This is a genomic window from Rhodococcus sp. 15-725-2-2b, assembly GCF_002259075.1.
Lineage (GTDB): Bacteria > Actinomycetota > Actinomycetes > Mycobacteriales > Mycobacteriaceae > Rhodococcoides.
Window position 1 is genome coordinate 208,385 of record NZ_NPFL01000019.1, and the last position, 18,186, is coordinate 226,570.

Annotated in this window: 14 protein-coding genes; 9 read left to right on the forward strand and 5 right to left on the reverse strand. The window is 66.6% G+C overall.

The window, feature by feature from the left end; translation table 11 throughout:
* Nucleotides 1–29 precede the first annotated feature (29 nt).
* From CH306_RS21610 to CH306_RS21645, 8 genes are all read left to right on the forward strand, one after another.
* On the forward strand, nucleotides 30–932 hold the full coding sequence (locus CH306_RS21610; protein ID WP_032398465.1) for a PAC2 family protein: 903 nt from the start codon (nucleotides 30–32) through the stop codon (nucleotides 930–932).
* A 100-nt stretch (nucleotides 933–1,032) separates the two neighbouring features.
* Nucleotides 1,033–1,380, forward strand: coding sequence for a hypothetical protein (locus tag CH306_RS21615; protein ID WP_032398066.1), 348 nt, complete (start codon nucleotides 1,033–1,035; stop codon nucleotides 1,378–1,380).
* Nucleotides 1,380–3,869 carry a nitrite reductase large subunit NirB gene (nirB, locus tag CH306_RS21620; RefSeq protein WP_094647915.1) on the forward strand — a complete coding sequence of 830 codons (2,490 nt, stop codon included), beginning with the start codon at nucleotides 1,380–1,382 and terminating at the stop codon, nucleotides 3,867–3,869. The genes CH306_RS21615 and nirB overlap by 1 nt, the downstream gene beginning before the upstream one ends.
* Entirely contained in the window at nucleotides 3,866–4,165 is a 300-nt protein-coding gene (locus tag CH306_RS21625) for a Rieske (2Fe-2S) protein (protein ID WP_094647916.1), read from the forward strand. The genes nirB and CH306_RS21625 overlap by 4 nt, the downstream gene beginning before the upstream one ends.
* Before the next feature lie 46 nt (nucleotides 4,166–4,211).
* Nucleotides 4,212–5,735, forward strand: coding sequence for a TIGR02677 family protein (locus tag CH306_RS21630; protein WP_094647917.1), 1,524 nt, complete (start codon nucleotides 4,212–4,214; stop codon nucleotides 5,733–5,735).
* A complete protein-coding gene (locus tag CH306_RS21635; protein ID WP_256981232.1) occupies nucleotides 5,732–7,183 on the forward strand; it encodes a TIGR02678 family protein in 1,452 nt (483 codons plus the stop codon). Before CH306_RS21630 ends, CH306_RS21635 begins: the two co-directional genes overlap by 4 nt.
* Nucleotides 7,184–7,187: 4 nt before the next feature.
* Nucleotides 7,188–11,372, forward strand: a complete 4,185-nt coding sequence (locus CH306_RS21640; RefSeq protein ID WP_094647918.1) for a TIGR02680 family protein — start codon at nucleotides 7,188–7,190, stop codon at nucleotides 11,370–11,372.
* On the forward strand, nucleotides 11,362–12,600 hold the full coding sequence (locus CH306_RS21645; RefSeq protein ID WP_256981233.1) for a DUF2399 domain-containing protein: 1,239 nt from the start codon (nucleotides 11,362–11,364) through the stop codon (nucleotides 12,598–12,600). The genes CH306_RS21640 and CH306_RS21645 overlap by 11 nt, the downstream gene beginning before the upstream one ends.
* Before the next feature lie 12 nt (nucleotides 12,601–12,612).
* Here the strand turns inward: CH306_RS21645 and mshC are convergent, their stop codons facing one another.
* From mshC to CH306_RS21670, 5 genes are all read right to left on the reverse strand, one after another.
* Nucleotides 12,613–13,854, reverse strand: coding sequence for a cysteine--1-D-myo-inosityl 2-amino-2-deoxy-alpha-D-glucopyranoside ligase (gene mshC, locus CH306_RS21650; RefSeq protein WP_032398059.1), 1,242 nt, complete (start codon nucleotides 13,852–13,854; stop codon nucleotides 12,613–12,615).
* Nucleotides 13,855–13,878: 24 nt separating this feature from the next.
* On the reverse strand, nucleotides 13,879–14,652 hold the full coding sequence (locus tag CH306_RS21655; protein ID WP_179272770.1) for an SCO1664 family protein: 774 nt from the start codon (nucleotides 14,650–14,652) through the stop codon (nucleotides 13,879–13,881).
* Between the two features lie 35 nt (nucleotides 14,653–14,687).
* Nucleotides 14,688–15,278, reverse strand: coding sequence for a DUF3090 domain-containing protein (locus CH306_RS21660; protein WP_032398057.1), 591 nt, complete (start codon nucleotides 15,276–15,278; stop codon nucleotides 14,688–14,690).
* Between the two features lie 135 nt (nucleotides 15,279–15,413).
* Nucleotides 15,414–16,121, reverse strand: a complete 708-nt coding sequence (locus tag CH306_RS21665) for a histidine phosphatase family protein (RefSeq protein WP_094647919.1) — start codon at nucleotides 16,119–16,121, stop codon at nucleotides 15,414–15,416.
* Nucleotides 16,122–16,182: 61 nt separating this feature from the next.
* Nucleotides 16,183–17,013: an undecaprenyl-diphosphate phosphatase gene (locus tag CH306_RS21670; RefSeq protein WP_371828408.1), complete on the reverse strand. Its 831-nt coding sequence runs from the start codon at nucleotides 17,011–17,013 to the stop codon at nucleotides 16,183–16,185.
* Between the two features lie 211 nt (nucleotides 17,014–17,224).
* On the opposite strand from CH306_RS21670, the gene CH306_RS21675 reads away from it, so the two are divergent.
* On the forward strand, nucleotides 17,225–18,157 hold the full coding sequence (locus CH306_RS21675) for an aldo/keto reductase (protein WP_032398054.1): 933 nt from the start codon (nucleotides 17,225–17,227) through the stop codon (nucleotides 18,155–18,157).
* Nucleotides 18,158–18,186: the final 29 nt, after the last annotated feature.

Here is an 18,186-nt window from a genome sequence, read left to right on the forward strand (position 1 = left end):
CTGCATTGATCGAGGCCGTCCACGACGCTGTGGCCAACGCCACAGATCCCGACGATCTCGATGATCTCGACGACGACATTCCCGAGTTGCGCTCCCCGATCCTGGTGGCTGCCTTCGAGGGGTGGAACGACGCAGGCGATGCGGCCAGCGGTGCGATCGAACATCTGGAGCTGATCTGGGACGCCAGCCCGTTGGCCGAGCTGGACTCCGAGGACTACTACGACTACCAGGTCAACCGCCCGACCGTCCGCCAGGTGGACGGCGTCACTCGCGAGATCGAGTGGCCGTCGACGCGGCTGTCGGTGTGTTCGCCTCCCGGCAGCTCACGCGATGTGGTGCTGCTGCGCGGAATCGAGCCGAACATGCGCTGGCGCAGCTTCTGCGACGACCTGCTCGAATTCGTCGAACAGCTCGGCGTCGAGACCGTGGTGATCCTGGGAGCCCTGCTGGCCGACACCCCACACACCAGGCCCGTTCCGGTGACCGGCACCGCCTACAGCACCGAGTCGGCCGAACAGTTCAACCTCGAACAGACCCGCTACGAGGGACCGACCGGAATCACCGGCGTACTGCAGGACGAGTGCGTCAAGGCCGGGGTGCCCGCGGTCTCCTTCTGGGCTGCTGTTCCCCACTACGTCTCTCAGCCGCCCAACCCCAAGGCGACCGTGGCGCTGCTGCAGCGGGTCGAGGACGTGCTCGACATCGAGGTACCTCTCGGCGAACTGCCGACCCAGGCCGAGGAATGGGAAGAGGCGGTGACCGAGATGACGAAGGAAGACGAGGAGATCAGCGAATACGTCCGCAGCCTCGAGGAGCGCGGCGACGCCGAGGTGGACATGTCCGATGCGATCGCCAAGATCGACGGCGACGCCATCGCGGCCGAGTTCGAGAAATACCTGAGGCGACGCGGTCCGGGCAACTTCGGACTCTGACCGACCGCACACGAGGGACCGGGAGCCGGTGAGGTCTTTCTGATCCCGACGTAACGTCACCGCAGCGGTGACGTCACCCCGACCCCGCAACCTCGTGGGTATGGCCAGCACACCGCGATTCCTGCACGGCATCTTCTCCTTCACCGGGCACGGTCTGGACAAGCCAGAGCTGATCGATCCCAGCCTGAGCTTCGTCGTCCCCGAGGGTGCGACTGCTCAGCCCCTGTACTTTCGCGGCGGAAACTCGAGCGACGAGCTGGTGGTCGTGACCCTGCTACGCGACGGCAGCCCGATGCGCATGTTCCCGATGGGTGCCAAGAGCGGAGTGAACATTCCGCTGCGCGTGGTCGAGGACGTGGACCCGGACACGGTGCTCGAACTGGTGATTGCCGCCCCTGCCGGAACCAGCGGAGAGGTCGTCGTCGATTTCGGTCTGGTGCTGATCTGATGACCGCAGGCAAGCAGCGACTGTTGGTGGTCGGTAACGGGATGGCCGGCGCCAGGGCCGTCGAAGAAATCATCAAACGCGACGGCAGTTCGCTGTTCGAGATCACCATGATCGGCGACGAGCCGTACGGCAACTACAACCGAATCATGCTCTCGCACGTGCTGTCCGGCGAGGCCACCGTCGACGACGAGGATCTGATCCTCAACCCGATGAGCTGGTACAGCGAGAACGGCGTCACGTTGCACGCCGGGGACCGCGCGGTCACGCTCGACCGGTTCTCCAAGACCGTCGTCTGCGAGAGCGGGCGGTCCGTCGACTACGACGTGCTGATCATCGCCACCGGCAGCAACACGTTCTTCCCGAACATGGACGGCCTGCGCGAGTCCGACGGCAGGCTGGCGCGCGGCGTGTTCGGCTTCCGCACCATCGCCGACACCAACGGCATGCTGCAGATGGCGCAGTCGCGTGACGACGTATCGGCGGTCGTCATCGGCGGCGGACTCCTCGGACTCGAAGCCGCTTACGGCTTGCGCACGCAGGGTCTGGAGGTGAACGTGGTGCACTCCCCCGGTCACCTGATGAACCAACAGCTCGACGAGCGTGGCGGACGGGTGCTGCGCAACAAGATCGAGTCCCTCGGCGTGGGCGTGCACACCTCCAAGCGGACCACGTCGGTGTTGCGATCCGAGGACGGCGTCGTCACGGGCGTCGGGTTCAACGACGGCACCTCACTCGACGCGGACATGGTCGTGGTCACCGCGGGCATTCGTCCCAGTGTCGATTTCGCTCGCGCCGGAGGTCTGGTGATCGAACGAGGAATCGTCGTCGACGACCAATTGCGTTGCGAAGACGAGGGTTCCATCTATGCCGTGGGTGAATGCTGTCAGCATCGCGGCGAGGTCTACGGTCTCGTCGCGCCGCTGTGGGAGCAGGCCGTCGTGTTGGCCGACGTGCTCACCGGAGCCGATCCCACTGCGGCGTATCACGGTTCGCGGCTGACCACCAAGCTCAAGGTGGCAGGCGTGGACGTCGCCTCGATGGGGATCACCGCGCCCGAACGCGACGACGACGAGTTCGTCCAGTTCTACGAGCCGCGCAGTGGCACCTACAAATCGGTGATCGTCCGGAACAACAAGCTGGTCGGTGCCACCCTGCTCGGCGACATCTCCAAGGCCAACTTCCTGACGCAGGCGTTCGACGAGAAAGTGCCGTTGCCCGACGAGCGCATCAGCATGCTCTTCGACATGGGAACTCCCTCCGCGGCAACGGGAGCCGCCGAACTGGCCGACGACGTGCAGGTGTGCAACTGCAACGGTGTCACCAAGGGTGCCATCGTGGCCTGCGTGCACGCGGGCGCGAAGAACCTGAGCGACGTGACCGCGAAGACCCGTGCGGGCAAAGGGTGCGGATCCTGCAAGGGTCTGGTCCAGGACATCATCGCGTGCGCTGCGGGCGGTGCGGTCGAGGCCGATCCCACCGCCGACTGGTACGTGCCCTGCATCCCCATGACGAAGCCCGAGCTGATCGACGCCGTTCGGGCGCAGGATCTTCGGGCGGTATCCGCGGTGTTCGCGGCGCTGGCGACCGAGGGAACGGAGGACGCCGCCGCCAAGATGCCGTTGGCATCGTTGCTGCGGACGGTGTGGGGCCCGGACTGGGTCGACGAGCGCGGCGCACTGTTCATCAACGACCGCGTCCACGCCAACATCCAGCGCGACGGCACGTTCTCGGTGGTGCCGCAGATGAAGGGTGGCGTCACCACCCCGGATCAGTTGCGCAGGATCGCCGACGTCGCGGACAAGTACCACGTTCCGCTGGTCAAAGTCACCGGCGGACAGCGGATCGACCTTCTCGGCATCAAGAAGGAGGATCTACCGAAGGTGTGGGGCGATCTGGACATGCCCTCCGGCTTCGCCTACGGCAAGAGCATGCGCACGGTGAAAACCTGCGTCGGCAGCGACTTCTGTCGCTTCGGCCTCGGCGACTCGACAGCCCTGGGCATCGCCCTCGAAGAGCGGTTCCAGGGCCTGGAGACCCCCGCGAAGTTGAAGCTTGCGGTCGCGGGCTGCCCGCGCAACTGCTCGGAGGCACTGTGCAAGGACTTCGGCGTCGTCTCGGTCGGCGAGGACAAATGGGAGATCTACGTCGGTGGCGCGGCAGGCGCACACATCCGCAAGGGTGATCTACTGGCCACCGTGACAGGGGCCGAGGAGGTTCTCACCGTGGCAGGCAGGTTCATCCAGCACTACCGCGAGAACGCTCAGTGGCTCGAGCGAACGTACGCATGGGTCCCGCGTGTCGGCCTGGAAGAACTGCAGGCCGTGCTGATCGACGACCGCGACGGCATCGTCGCCGGACTCGACGAGCGGGTGCAGGCATCGGTGGACGGGTACGTCGACCCCTGGCAGGACCGCGCGGCACCGAAGTCGCCGGCCCAGTTCACCCCGTCGCTGCCCCTGCTTCCGCTCCCACAGGTACCGGTCCGATGAGTGTGCCGGTCGGGGCCGTGGAGGACATGACACCCGGCGAGGGACGCGCCTACGTGGTGGACGGCAAGCAGGTTGCCGTGTTCCTGCTCAGCGACGGCTCGGTGCGGGCGATGGATGCCGTGTGCCCGCACAAGGGTGGGCCACTGGCAGACGGTCAGATCGACGGATCCATCGTCGTGTGCCCACTGCATCAGTACACGTTCTCGCTCGACGACGGCACCTGCCCCAGCGGCATCCGCTCCGTGCGCACCTACCCCGCCGCAGTGGTGGACGGAAAAGTGACCGTCGAACTCTGACCGGCACGGTTGAACGACTGGCACTCCTACCCCCTACCCTGTTCCAGTGAGCGATTCAGGTGAGGACGCGCGGCGGGGAGTCGCGAACGCGTTCGTAGAGGAAGATCGTCTCGGTCTGTTCTCCTTCGCCGTTGCCGAGAAGCGATCCGAGTACCTGGCCGTTCTCCGGGCATTCGACACCGCACGAGCCAACTACGTCGTCCTGCTGCACTCAGGAGACGTGGCCGACCTCATCGCACGCAGCCCGGGTCGGCACGACGCACTGACCACCCTCGACATCGCACCCCTGCTCGATCAGCTCCACGCCTGGGGTCTGCTCGAACGCAGCTACGACGGCACCCGCGCCGCGACACTCGCCGAGTACCGCAACCGTCACTTCGTCTACCAGTTCGGTCAAGCCGGCTACAAGGCCTACCGCGCGGTCGAGGACGTGCTCGGAGCCCGCCTGGACGACGCCGCGCTTTCGCGGCTGGTGCTGCCCGAGCTGCTGGCCGACATGCACGAGCTGGCCGAGGCGAACCGTCAGGCCGACGGCGATCGCATCTACCGCAAGCTCAGCCGACTCGATTCGACGCTGTCGGAGATGGCGACCCGCGCTGCCCACTTCTATCTCGTCCTCGGTGACCTCGTGCGCACCACCGAGATCACGCCGGAGTCGTTTCTGGTCCACAAGGACGCCCTGCTGACGCACATGCGTGAATTCAGCTCCGATCTGACCCGCTACGCACCGAAGCTCGCCGAGGCGATAGCACTCGTCGAGAGCACCGGGATCGAGGAACTGGTCGAGCGAGCCGCGATCAGCGACGAACGAGTCTTCCTCACCGTCGCCGAACGCCGCGCCGACTGGACCGATCGCTGGGCGGGCCTGTCGCACTGGTTCGTCTCGGCCGAGTCCGAACTCAGCGAGTCCGAGCGACTCCGCGAGGGCACGATGAGCGCGATTGCCGCCGTGCTGTCGCTGCTGCGCCGCGTCACCGAAACCCGCAGGGGTGGCGTGAGCAGGGAAAGCCAACTGCGGCATCTGGCCGGCTGGTTCGCTGCCACGCCTACCGAGGACAGCGCGCACGCCCTGTTCCATGCCGTGTTCGGCCTCGGCAGACCCAGACACCTGTCGATGGTGCATCCCGACGCCGACATCATCTCCACGTCCCGATCGTGGTGGGAGGCACCGCCGGTCGAGATTTCGCGCACCCTGGCCGAGACCGGACGCACCCCCACGCCCGGCGTTCCGGGTCGGGTACAGCGCAACGACGGCGGCATCAGACGGCTCAGGGAACAGCAGCTCGAATCGCAGCGATCACGAAGTGCCGCAGCGCAGTCGCTTGCGTCGACCGGAATCCACGACCGAATTCTGAACGAGCAGGAAACCGAGGTGCTCTTGAGCCTGCTCAACGCTGCGTTGACCGCGCGGGTGCGCGTGAGCGGTCGCACCTCCGACTCGTCCGGATCGGACAGCGGCGTGCGCCTGACGCTCAGCGACAGCGACCGTTCGACGGTCGTGCGGACCAGCAGAGGCCGACTGCATCTGGACCGCCTCGCGCTCGAGGTCAGCGAGGTGGCACGCCGATGAGAGCTCGTGAGATCTCCACCCTCGCACTGGATTCCTACCAGCGGGCCGCCCGAGTCGCGCTGTCGAACCACCTGGTGACCACGACGTATCCCGACAGGATTGCGCTGCCTCTGCTGCGTCGATGGGCGACCGAACTGCGCGAGGACCTGCTCGAACTGTTCGGATATCGCCTCGAGGTCACCGAGACCACGGCACGTCTGTACCCGGTGATCGATCGGCTCGACGACAGCCAGCCCGCGCGAACGTCCACCGACCGAATCTTCGACCGCCGCAGATACGCGTATCTGGCACTGGCACTGGCGGCCCTCGGCCGGGCGGGCAACCAGATCACCCTCTCCGAGCTGGCCGATCATGTTGCGGCAGAAGCAAGTCAAGTAGACGGAGTAGAGCTGACGACCGACCGAGCAAGCGACCGAGACGCGTTCGTCGACGCGATCGGGTGGCTCGCTACACGCGGAGCCATCGCGTTGGCCGACGGTGATGCGACCGGCTGGGCGAACAACCCGTCCGCAGGCGAGGCCCTCTACGACATCGACCGTCCCGTCGTCGTCGCCATGTTCCGGCCGCCGCGCGCCGTGCAGCACCTGCGATCGATTCGTGGTCTACTGGCCGGCTCGGACTCCCCGATCGATCCCGAGGATTCGGACCCGGGACAGGCCGACTCCGGGCGTGAGGCAGATCCGAAGGAAACGCTGCGCGCGGTTCGCCGAGCGTTGGTCGAGCAACCGGTCGTCTATCACGACGATCTCGACCGAAACGGCCGATCCGCCCTGGCCGCGTCGCGCACCGTTGCGGACGTCGAGTTGCTGACCGGCCTCGTTGCCGAGCGTCGCGCCGAGGGAGTCGCCCTCATCGACACCTCGGGACGACTGTCGGACCACCGGTTCCCCAGCACCGGAACCATTGCCCAGGTCGCACTTCTGATTGCGGGCGAGATCTCGGACCGAGTGATCGATCCGGATGCACCTGCGCTGGCAACCCATCCCCTTCCCGACGGCGACGCCCTGATCGAGCAGCTGGACGGCGCCATACCCGACGGCGGGATCTTCGGCGATCTCGCCGAATTCGGGTTCGGTTCCGATGCAACGGCATTGGAAGATACGGACGAGAAGAAGCTGTATCCGTTGATCGAGGACAGTTGGCTGACAACGGTCGTCGACGATCTCGTCGAACGCTTCGGCCGCACCTTCGCAGCTCAGTGGCAGACCGATCGAGATGGACTACGAGTGCGGGCGATCGCGCTGCTGCACCGACTTCGCCTGATACACAGCGTTTCCGGCGGCGTACTGGTGCTGCCGGTGATCGCGCGCTACCGCGACGTGATGGTCAGCGTGCGTGATCGAACTCCACAGGACTCACTGTTCGGCACCGAACGAACCACCGGCACCGCAGAAGCACCCAGAACCGCACAGTCCGTCAGTAACGAATCGTCCGAAGTAGAGGCCTGAGTAGATGACCGCACACTCGACACGCTTTCGGCCGACACGAGCAGGGATCGTCAACCTGTGGGACTACCGCGATCAGGAGTTCTCGTTCGCCGACGGTCGCCTGGTACTGCGCGGCCCCAACGGATCCGGCAAGACCAAGGCACTCGAAGTGCTGTTTCCCTTCGTCCTGGACGGCCGCATCGAACCACGCCGGCTCAATCCCTTTGCGGGAGAAGAACGGACGATGAAGTCCAACCTGCTCTACCGGGGGCAGGAAAGCGCGCATTCGTACGTGTGGATGGAGTTCGGCCGCGGATCTCGTGAGGATCCCGAATCGGTGACTGTCGGAATCGGAATGCGGGCGAGCCGCCACAACGACAAGGTGACCCGCTGGTACTTCGTGGCCGACGGCCGAGTGGGCGTGGACTTCTCGTTGCTGGGTTCCGACGACCGACCGTTGACGAAGAAGCAGCTCGGTGAGCAGCTGGGCACCGACGCCTTGACCGATCGCCCGGTGGACTATCGCGCCGCGATCGATGCCCGCATGTTCGGGCTGGGCGCGCAGCGATACGACCAGCTGATCAATCTCATTCTGACGCTTCGCCGCCCGCAATTGGCGAAGAACCTCGACCCCAAGGGACTCTCGCAGGCGTTGACCGACGGACTGCGACCGTTGGACGAGCAGCTGGTACTCGAGGCTGCTCGCTCCTTCAGTGACATGGAGGAGGTGGGCCGGGCGCTCGAAGGATTGGCGCAGGCCGATCACGCCGCCAGGAACTTCGTTTCGGTGTACTCCAAATACCTTCGGGTGCAGACTCGATCGGATGTCGAGCAGGTCTCGCGCCGGCTGGAGGCGGTGACTCACGCGACCACCGCACACTTCGCCGCTGCCGCCCTGAAGGACCGGCGCCTGCTGGAACGGGCGGCTGCGGAAACCCGATTCGACGAGGCCGAACGCGCACTGGATCAGGCCGTTGCGGACCGCGAGACTCTGCAGCGCTCGAGCGCATACGAGGGCAAGCAGCAACTGGACGACCTGGCCGAATCCGCCGCGAAGCTGGAGATCTCGACCGCCCAGCAGGCCGACCGCGCCCGCAAGGCGCACGCCGAACTGGAACAGCGCACCACCGAGGCGGCGCGTGCCGACGCCGCACTCCGGGACTCCGTCGCCGCGGTTACCCGTGCCGAAGAGGAACTGCAGACCGCCGCCGAGGACGCGGGCATCGCCTGGACACCACTGCCCGGAACAGCCCGCAGCGATCAGATCGGCACTGCTCTGCGCGGCCATGCCGAGGAACGCGACGGCGACGTGCGGGCGGTTCGCGAGGCGCTGGGAACCGTCGAGAAGGCGTCGACCGAGCGCGCCCGTGCGGAGAAGGCCGCATCGAAGGCTCGCGAGATGCTCGAGGCGGCGTCGGCTGCGGTCACCGAGGCCGAGGCGACCGTCGACCTGGAGAAGGCGCAGTTCGCATCGGGACTGCGGGCCTGGTGGTCGAACAATTCGGCGCTGTACTCCTCGGCGGGTATCACCTCCGCAGCGTTCGAGGCCCTCGATGCCGCGTTGGCGGGCATCGGCGACGACGATGCCCCGAGCCTGGAATCGGTGCTGGCCGACCAGACCGCAGACGCGGTCGACACCCTTCGTGCCCGCCAGGCCCAGGCGCACGTGGATGTGTCGACCCGCACGGCCGAGCTGAACTCGCTGCGTGACGAACTGTCTCTGGTTCGGGCCGAACACGACGACGCGCCGCCGCCGTTCGCGGCACGAACCGACTCTCGCGCCGACCTCGCCGGTGCGCCTCTGTGGCAGCTGGTTCGGTTTGCCGACTCGGTCTCCCCCGCCGATGCGGCAGGGATCGAATCCGCACTGCAGGCGGCGAATCTGCTCGACGGCTGGATCCACCCGATCGCGGACTTCCCCGTCGACTCGAGCTCGGAGCAGTATCTGTCGCCGCTGCCGGAGGCCTCGAGGCCGACCGGAACCACGCTGGCGTCCGTCCTCGAACCCGAGCCCGGCACCGCCGTATCCGAATCGCGGATCCTGGACGTTCTGAATTCGGTTGCACTGCAGCAGGATCGAGGTGCCGACTCGGGTGGTGCCGTCTCGATGAGCGTCGACGGTCGGTACCGGCAGGGGGTGCAGCAGGGCCAACACATCAAGACCGATGCCGAGTACATCGGCGCGACGGCCCGTGCACGGCGCCGAGAGCAACGGATCACCGAACTCGGTGCCGCGATCGATGCCGCGACAGCCGCACTGGAGGCCGCGGCGGCCGACGAGCGAACTGCCCGCGAATCGGTACAGGCACTGGCCGCGGCGGCCAAGCAACTGCCTCGTGTCTCGGCCATCGTGAAAGCGCAACGCGCCGTCACCGCCGCCGCAGGGGCGCTGCGCACCTCGACGCAGAGTTCGGCAGCAGCGGACCGAGAGTTCGACCAGGCGATCGCAGACCTGTCCGCGAAGGAGAAGCAGCTGCGTACCGTCGCCGTGGCTCACCGCACCCCACACATCGGTCGAGACATCGATGCCCTCGCCGCGGCGATCAGGCATTTCGAGCACCAGGGCTCGGTGGTGATCCGCAAGCGCGGCGATCACACGCGCGAAGCAGAACGCGCCCGCGAAGCAACCAACCGACTCGAAGAAGCGAGTGGCCTGGCCGAGGAGCTCGCCGAGGAAGCCGCGATCGCCGACGAGAACTACCGACAGCAGGTGCAACGCCTCGAGCTCCTCAGCGAGAAGCTCGGTGCCACCGCCGAACAGATCGACACCGATCTCGAGAACGCACGCGAACGCATCGAGAAGTGCCGCGCCGAGCAGCGGGCCGCACGCAAAGCGGACAAGGAAGCAGGCGAAGCGATCGGCAAGGCCGAGGGGGCCTGCAACACAGCACTGGAAAGCCTGCGCGGTGCCGTCACCGAAACCCTGGGTGACGCCGTGCGGCTCGCGCCCTACGCTCGCAAGGACCTTCTCGGCATTCTCGGCGTCCACGAGGCATACACCTGGCCGGCGAGCGACTCGGCGTGGTTGAGCGTGGAGCAGATTCTGTATCGAGTGCAGCAGGCCGAGGGTCCCGACGACGAGGTCCCAGTACTTCCGCCCGTCGTGCGCGCTCTGCATTCGGCGCTCGATGCAGCGACGGCGTCGGTGAAGGTCAGTGACTCGAGCCGAAAGTCGACCCGGACAGCCCTGACGAGTGCGCTGCAGGAGTTCGACTCGCAACTCGCTGCGTCGGGTCAGGACTATCGACTGCAGTGGGATGCGCCGGACGGTTTGACCGTCGTCCGTGTTCAGGACGAGCAGGGCTACTCGTCGGTCGGAGATTTCGCCGACCGAATCGGTGCGGCGAGAGCCGATCAGGAGTTGTTGCTGACCGAGCAGGAGCGCCGAATTCTCGAAGACGCGTTGCTGACCGGCCTGGCGCAGCAGATTCACGAGCGCACCGTCGACGCACGCGAGCTGATCGCGCAGATGTCCGCCGAGATGAAGCAGCGCCGCATGTCCTCGGGCAACACGATCGGTGTGCACTGGGTGCTCGCGGACAACCTCGACGACGGTGCCAGGGCGGTGTCGAAGCTGCTCGACCGCGACGCCTCGGCGTTGAACCAGGACGATCTGGCCGCGATGCGCGCGCACTTCGCGTCGGAGATCAGGATCGCTCGCGCGGCGCATCCGGAACGGTCCTACCCCGAGATCCTATCCACGACACTGGACTATCGCCGCTGGCGCGTGTTCGCCTTCACCCTCATCAGCGGCGACGGCAACGAGGATCGTCTCACCGTCGCACGCCACAGTGCGCTCTCGGGCGGTGAGCAGTCGGTGTCGCTGCACCTGCCCCTGTTCGCCGCTGCGCACGTGATGCTCTCGTCCGCCGATCCACATTCACCTCGGCTGCTGGCGCTGGACGAGGCCTTCGCCGGAGTCGACGACAACGGCCGCAGCGAATTGCTCGGCCTAAGTGTGCAATTCGATCTCGATCTGTTCATGACCGGATACGACCTGTGGATCACCTACGGTGACGTGCCCGGTTGCGCGCACTACGATCTGGCGCATTCGGCAGCCGAGAACACCGTCAGCGCAGCTCTTCTGGTGTGGGAGAACGGCGAACTGTTCGCCGAGCACGACGGCACCGACCTCGCGGCCGCACTCGGGTCACCGCTGACACGCCGTGTGCCGACCCGAACCGAAGGTGGGCTGGAGTTTGACCGGTAACAGCGAATGGCGAGGCAGCGCCGAATTGGCTGCACTGCTCGATGCGGCACGAAAGAAGTTGGAGTCCAACTGGCTTCGCGTCGGTGGCAACATCACCGTCGACCTGAGCGAGGCCCCGGAACTGTGGCGTCTGTGCAGCGCGATCTCTCGGTCCAACTCCAGTCTGCATTCTCGGGCGCGCAGCGCCAGACTCGACCTCGAGCGGTTCGACGCGTGGCTGAGCCATCCGCTCAACGGTGGCCTCGGACTGATCGACACCCTCTCGCGGCAGGCTCCGTTGCAGGACAAGAAGCAGATCGCAGCCGACAAGGCTCGGGTACGTGCCGAGGCACTCGATCGGGCCAGGGAGGTTCTCGGTGGCGGGACCGATCGCGAGTGGGTCGAGTACTGGATCGCCTCCTTGCTCAATCAGGACGGCACTCTCGGGGGCCGCGTCGCCGTCGACGCGCTCGCGGTGGCGACACAGGTCCTGGTGCTGCTTCCTGTCGACGGGATGTCGCTGACCGAACTCGCGGAACTGGCCTGCGGTGATACGAAGGCGCTCTCGGGCGGCGGTGCCCCGAAGCTCGTCCTCGACGCTCTGTCGTTGCGCGAGAACGTGCCTCGGCCCGTCGATCCGGTGGGAATCAGGGCATTGTGGGAGACCGCGGGCGTGTCGGTCGACTCGGTGTCCAGCCGGGTGCTGGTGCTCGGCTACCGCGTCGACGAGGCCCACACGGTGGCTCGTTGGCTGAACGACGCAGCGGACGAGGGCATCCCCTTCCCCGTCACCGTGGACATGCTCTCGCGCGGCCCGCTCACCAACAGCTCGTCCACAGTGTTCGTCTGCGAGAACGTCGCCGTGCTCGCCGCCGCAGCCCGCACCCTCGGCTCGAACTGCGCGAGCCTGATCTGCACCGACGGTCAACCCTCCGCAGCGGTGCACCGGCTGCTGGCCTCCCGAGCGCCCGGCACCACGATTCGGTGGCGAGCCGACTTCGACTGGGCCGGAGTGCAGATGGTGACCCGAGCCATCTCCCGATACGACGCGGTGCCGTGGCGGATGGACGTCGATTCCTACCGACGCGCACTCGATGCACGCAATTCCGAACCGCTGAAGGGCCATCGAACGGACAGCCCGTGGGATCCGGAACTCGCTGCCGCCCTCCGTGACTCGGGCCGAGCAGTCACGGAGGATCGACTGATCCCGGATCTGCTGACGGATCTGCGGCTGGGACCTGCGACCTAGTTCGGGACCAGATCAGCGCAGCGCAACCCCGAGCAGAGCATCGACCGCATCGGCGAAGGCACCGGGCGCGCCCGCATCCGATCCGCCGCGTTCGACTGCGAAACTCGCCCACGCGTCGAGCGCATCGAGAGCCTTGGGGGTGTCCAGATCGTCGGCCAGGTGCTGCCGCAACCGGTTGATCACGTCGTCGGCCGATGCAGCGCTGTCGAGCGCCGCGGCCCGACGCCACAGTGCGAGCCGAGTGTGAGCGCGTTCGAGAACCTCGTCGGACCACGGTCGATCCTGGCGGTAGTGCCCGGCGAGCAGACCGAGTCGGACAGCTGCGGGGTCGACGTTCTCGGCGCGGAGCTTGGAGACGAACACCAGATTGCCGCGGCTCTTGGACATCTTCTCGCCGTCGAGCCCGATCATCCCGGTGTGCACGTAGTGCCGGGCGAAGCGCGGATCACCGGTCGCCGCCTCGGCGTGCGCGGCCGAGAACTCGTGGTGCGGGAAGATCAGATCGCTTCCGCCGCCCTGAATGTCGAAGCCGGTACCGATGCGGTTGAGCGCGATGGCTGCGCATTCGATGTGCCACCCGGGCCGCCCCGGACCCCACGGCGACGGCCACGACGGCTCGCCCGGCCGTACTGCGCGCCAGAGCAGCGCATCGAGTGGATCCCGCTTACCGACCCGATCGGGGTCGCCCCCGCGTTCGGCGAAGAACGTGTCCATCGTGGCTCGGTCGTAACCGGACTCGTAGCCGAACTGCTCGGTGGCATCGGCACGGAAGTACACATCCGGGTATTGGGCGTCGTCGACGACATACGCCGCACCGGACGCGACCAGCTTCTCCACCAGTTCGACGACCTCGTCGACGGACTCGACGGCACCGATGTAGTCGCGCGGAGGGAGCACCCGGAGCGCTTCCATGTCGGCGCGGAAGAGTTCGATCTCACGAGCTCCCAGATCGCGCCAGTCCTCGCCGTCGCGGTCGGCGCGCTCGAACAGTGGATCGTCGACATCGGTGACGTTCTGCACGTAGTGCACGTCCGTGCCCGCATCCCGCCACAGCCGGTTGATCAGGTCGAACGTCAGGTACGTCGCCGCGTGCCCGAGGTGGGTGGCGTCGTACGGGGTTATTCCGCAGACGTACATCCGAGCCGTCGAACCGGGGGTGACGGGACGGACCTGGCGGTCGGCGGTGTCGAACAATCGAAGCGCTGGACCCTGTCCGGGAATTGTCGGGATCTCCGGGCTCGACCAAGAATGCATGCGGTCGAGCCTATCCGAGCCCGATCAGAAGGCGGGCCAGGGTATGGGTCTGCTCGAGCGAGGTTCCGGCATGATCGGGCGGGCGATCAACTCCTGCGCCCGGTCGAGAACCGCGACCGTTTCGGTCAGGGTGATCTTGTCGACCAATCGAGGAGCGGTGACCGTGTCGAACGTCTCGACGAATCGCACCACGTCGGTCATCAACGCATCGTCCACCGCCTGGCCCGCCCAGCCCCACAGCACCGTGCGCAACTTGTTCTCGGCGTGCAGGCAGATGCCGTGATCGACCCCGTACACGTAGCCGTCGAGACCTTCGAGCGCGTGCCCGCCCTTGCGATCGGCGTTGTTGAGGATCACGTCGAGCACCGCCATCCGCTGCAGCCGTGGATCGTCGGCGTGGATGAGCGCGATCTCCTCGCCCTCGCCGTCGTACGCCTGCAGTACCGGAATCCAGCCCGCAGGTACGAGATCGGGACGGCAGATATCGACCAGGTCGACGCGTCCCTCGGCGTGATCGTCGGGCGTGTCGATCCACTTCTGCACCATGCCGGGACCGAACGGGCCGTCGCGTAGCACCGTCGGCGGGATGACGCCCCAACCGAGGGCCTCGGAGATTTCGTACGACGCCACTTCCCGGCCCGCAAGAGTGCCGTCCGGAAAATCCCACAGCGGGACTTCCCCGCGAACCGGTTTGTACACGCACCGGACGGCCTTCTCGCCCTCGCCCGCCTCGCACACCAGCGTGGCGTTGCTGGCCGACACCACCCGACCGACGACGGTCAGGTCGCCGGTCTCCATGGTTTCGCGGCCTTCGAACGGCGGCAGTTCGACGGTCAAGACTCGTCGACCTCGGTCACCGGACCGAACGTCGCGCCGCGTCGGTAACCGTTGGTTCTGATGCAGACGTGTCCCTCGGGAGCCAACGGCTGTCCGCACAGCGGGCACGGAGCACGGCCCGCCGCGATGACGCGTTCGGACCGCACCGCGAATTCACGGGCCTGTACCGGGGTGAGGAACACCCGAACGGCATCGGGGCCCTCGTCGGTGTCGTCGAGAACGACCGATTCGTCCACCTCGACCTCGCTGACGGCCAACAGCTCCACCACGACGGCGTTGGCATCGGCGTCCCAGCCGAGCCCCATCGTGCCGACACGGAACTCGGTGTCGATCGGAGTCAGCAGCGGACTCGTGTCGACCGTATCGGCCTCCTCGGCCGGTACCTCTGCCCCGAAACGACGGTGCACCTCTTCGAGGAGAAGCCCCATCCGGTCGGCCAGTACCTGGACCTGCTGCTTCTCCAGCGCAACCGACACCACGCGGGCGTCGTGCACCGCTTGCAGGAAGAACGTTCGGTCGCCCGGTTCACCAACGGTCCCGGCAACGAAACGATCAGGGGTGCGAAAAACGTGTATGGCGCGCGGCATTGCACCTCCTAACGACTCGAACAGCTCCGCGAAGCGATTCGCGGAACTTTCATTATCGGCCACGGATCGACCGTGGACGGTATTGCTTGCCCTCCAGCCTGCCACCGATCGGGGTGTCAGCGCCGAATCGGAGCTCTAGGTGCCTGCCCCACCACCGACGACGGCGTCCGAAGAGTCCGCGTTGCCCGCTTCCGGCGTGCTGGGCTCCTCGGCCTTGGGTACGAACACGCTCAGGTCGGACCCGGTGTCGTTGGTCCGCAGCACGAAGGGTCGCGTCGAGGTGTAGCGAACGACACTGATCGATGCCGGATCGGCGACGATGCGCTGGAACGAATCGAGGTGGGCACCCATCGCGTCCGACAGCACCGACTTGATGACGTCCCCGTGCGAGCACGCCACCCACAACACGTCACGGCCGTGATGGGCGGCCAGCCGTGCGTCGTGTTCGCGCACGGCCTGCACGGCCCGTTGCTGCACCGTGGCCAGTCCTTCACCCTCGGGAAACACTGCGGCCGACGGATGCTGCTGCACCACCTTCCACAGCGGCTCGGCCAGCAATTCCTTGATCGTTCGACCGGTCCACTGCCCGTAGTCGACCTCGACCAACCGGTCCTCGACCAGCGGCGTGAGCCCGAGCCTGGCAGCCAACGGCCCGACGGTCTGCTCGCACCGCAGCAGCGGCGAACGAACGATCTCCGCGACCGGCAGGTCGCCGAGACGGTCGGCGACCGCCTGCGCCTGTTCACGACCACGATCGTCGAGCTCGACTCCCGCGCTCCGACCCGCGAGCGTGCCTGCGGTGTTCGACGTCGAGCGGCCGTGCCGAAGCAAGATGACTGTCATTGCACCGAGCCTAACGACCGGGGTCTTCCCACTCCGCTCCGGAGGCCACTGTGCCGAACGACTAGGTGGCGGACACGACCCCGCCGGCCAACAGACCGAGCACCACGACACCCAGCACGATGCGGTACCCGACGAACCAGTACAGCGAGTGGTTCGCGACGAACTTGAGCAGCCAGGCGATCGAGGCGTAGCCGAGGGCGAAGGCGATGATCGTGGCCACCAGCAGCTGCGGACCCGACGCGGCCAGTCCCGAGCCCACCGGCTCGAAGGCGTCGGGCAGCGAGAAGAGACCGGAGGCCGTGACCGCCGGAATGGCGAGCAGGAACGAGAATCGCACCGCTGCCTCGCGTTCGAGTCCGAGAAACAGGCCGGCGCTGGTCGTCGCCCCGGAACGGGACACACCCGGGATCAGAGCGAGACACTGTGCCAGACCCATGACAATGCCGTCCCGGGTGGTCAACTTCTCGATCGGGCGTTCCTTCCGGCCGACCTTCTCGGCGACCGCGATGACGACGGCGAACGCGATCAACATGAACGCGATGAGGTACAGGTTTCGGGCACCGGTTCGGATCTGGTCCTTGAACAGCAGTCCGAGAACGCCGATGGGAATGGTGGCGATGATCACGTACCACCCCATGCGGTAGTCGAGTCCGCGTTCGTCCTTCTTCGTCAGACCGACGAACCACGCTTTCACGATCCTGACGATGTCTCGCCAGAAGAACAGCAGCACAGCGGCTTCGGTGCCCAGCTGGGTCACCGCGGTGAAGGAGGCACCTGCGTCCTCGTTCCAGAACACACTGGACACGATGCGCAGGTGCCCGGACGAGGAGATCGGCAGGAATTCGGTCAGGCCCTGCACCGCACCGAGGACGATCGCCTGCAGCCACGTCATGTCGATCATGCGGCGTCACCCTCCGAGATCGGTGTCGATGGACTGATCACTGTCGATGCGCGGCCGCCGGCCCGCCCCCTGAGTTCGCGATTCACGGGCACGACCGTACCCGGCGCGGCACGTACGCACCGGGCGGCGCGGCGCACTACTGTGCACTGGCGGCAGTGCAGTTCGACACCGACGATCACACGTAAAAGGACATTCGGCACATATGAAGCAGAGATCGGTCGGCACCAGCGGACTTCGAGTCTCCAGACTCGGCCTCGGCACCCTCGGATGGGGTAGCGGAACCGACGGTGACGACGCCGCGGCGCAGTTGTCGGCGTTCGCCGAGGCCGGCGGCACGCTCGTCGACACGTCTCCGGCGTACGGGGACGGACGCGCGCAACGAGTGCTGGCCGAGTTGCTCGACGACGTGGTCCCGCGGCACGAGTTGGTGATCAGCAGCGCAGCGGGTCTCAGTTCGCGCTACGGCCGCTATCACGTGGACTGCTCGCGGCGCGGACTGCTCGGACAACTCGACGCCACGCTGCGCGAACTGGGAACCGACTACCTCGATCTGTGGCAGGTGGCCACCTGGGACCCGATGACTCCGGTCGACGAGGTCGCCGCCACACTCGACTACGCCGTCACCAGTGGACGGGTCCGCTACACCGGAGCCCGTGGCTACCTCGGGTGGCAACTGGCGACGGCGGCAGGAGCAGCAGGGACCGGACGGATCGTGGCCACACAGGCGGAGTACTCGCTGCTGGCCCGCGGGATCGAGGACGAATTGATTCCCGCCGCAGACCACCACGGCATCGGTGTCCTCGCCGCGATTCCCCTCGCGGGCGGCGTGCTGACAGGCAAGTACCGCAGCGGAATACCGGCGGACTCACGCGGTGCCGACGAGGTGCACGCAGAGTCCGTGCTGACGTACCTGACCGACTCTGCCGTCAGCATCGTCGACGCCGCCGTCACTGCCGCCGACGGGCTGGCGACCTCTCCCCTGGTCGTCGCGCTCGCGTGGGCCCGGGACAGGCCGGGTGTGAGCAGCGCGATCGTGGGGGCTCGCGATCTGGCTCAGTTGATGGGCGCATTGATGGCCGAGGAACTCGAGCTGCCGCCCGCGATCGCGTCGGCCTTGGACGACGTCAGCGCCTGATCGCCTGCGAACATCGGACAGGCTAACCT

What these genes read in the sequence shown, in the direction of transcription:
- CH306_RS21615 (WP_032398066.1), top strand. Translation starts at nt 1,033, where the DNA reads ATGGCCAGCACACCGCGATTCCTGCACGGCATCTTCTCCTTCACCGGG.
- nirB (WP_094647915.1), top strand. Translation starts at nt 1,380, where the DNA reads ATGACCGCAGGCAAGCAGCGACTGTTGGTGGTCGGTAACGGGATGGCC.
- CH306_RS21625 (WP_094647916.1), top strand. Translation starts at nt 3,866, where the DNA reads ATGAGTGTGCCGGTCGGGGCCGTGGAGGACATGACACCCGGCGAGGGA.
- CH306_RS21635 (WP_256981232.1), top strand. Translation starts at nt 5,732, where the DNA reads ATGAGAGCTCGTGAGATCTCCACCCTCGCACTGGATTCCTACCAGCGG.
- CH306_RS21640 (WP_094647918.1), top strand. Translation starts at nt 7,188, where the DNA reads ATGACCGCACACTCGACACGCTTTCGGCCGACACGAGCAGGGATCGTC.
- mshC (WP_032398059.1), bottom strand. Translation starts at nt 13,854, where the DNA reads ATGCATTCTTGGTCGAGCCCGGAGATCCCGACAATTCCCGGACAGGGT.
- CH306_RS21655 (WP_179272770.1), bottom strand. Translation starts at nt 14,652, where the DNA reads ATGGAGACCGGCGACCTGACCGTCGTCGGTCGGGTGGTGTCGGCCAGC.
- CH306_RS21660 (WP_032398057.1), bottom strand. Translation starts at nt 15,278, where the DNA reads ATGCCGCGCGCCATACACGTTTTTCGCACCCCTGATCGTTTCGTTGCC.
- CH306_RS21665 (WP_094647919.1), bottom strand. Translation starts at nt 16,121, where the DNA reads ATGACAGTCATCTTGCTTCGGCACGGCCGCTCGACGTCGAACACCGCA.
- CH306_RS21670 (WP_371828408.1), bottom strand. Translation starts at nt 17,013, where the DNA reads ATGACGTGGCTGCAGGCGATCGTCCTCGGTGCGGTGCAGGGCCTGACC.
- CH306_RS21675 (WP_032398054.1), top strand. Translation starts at nt 17,225, where the DNA reads ATGAAGCAGAGATCGGTCGGCACCAGCGGACTTCGAGTCTCCAGACTC.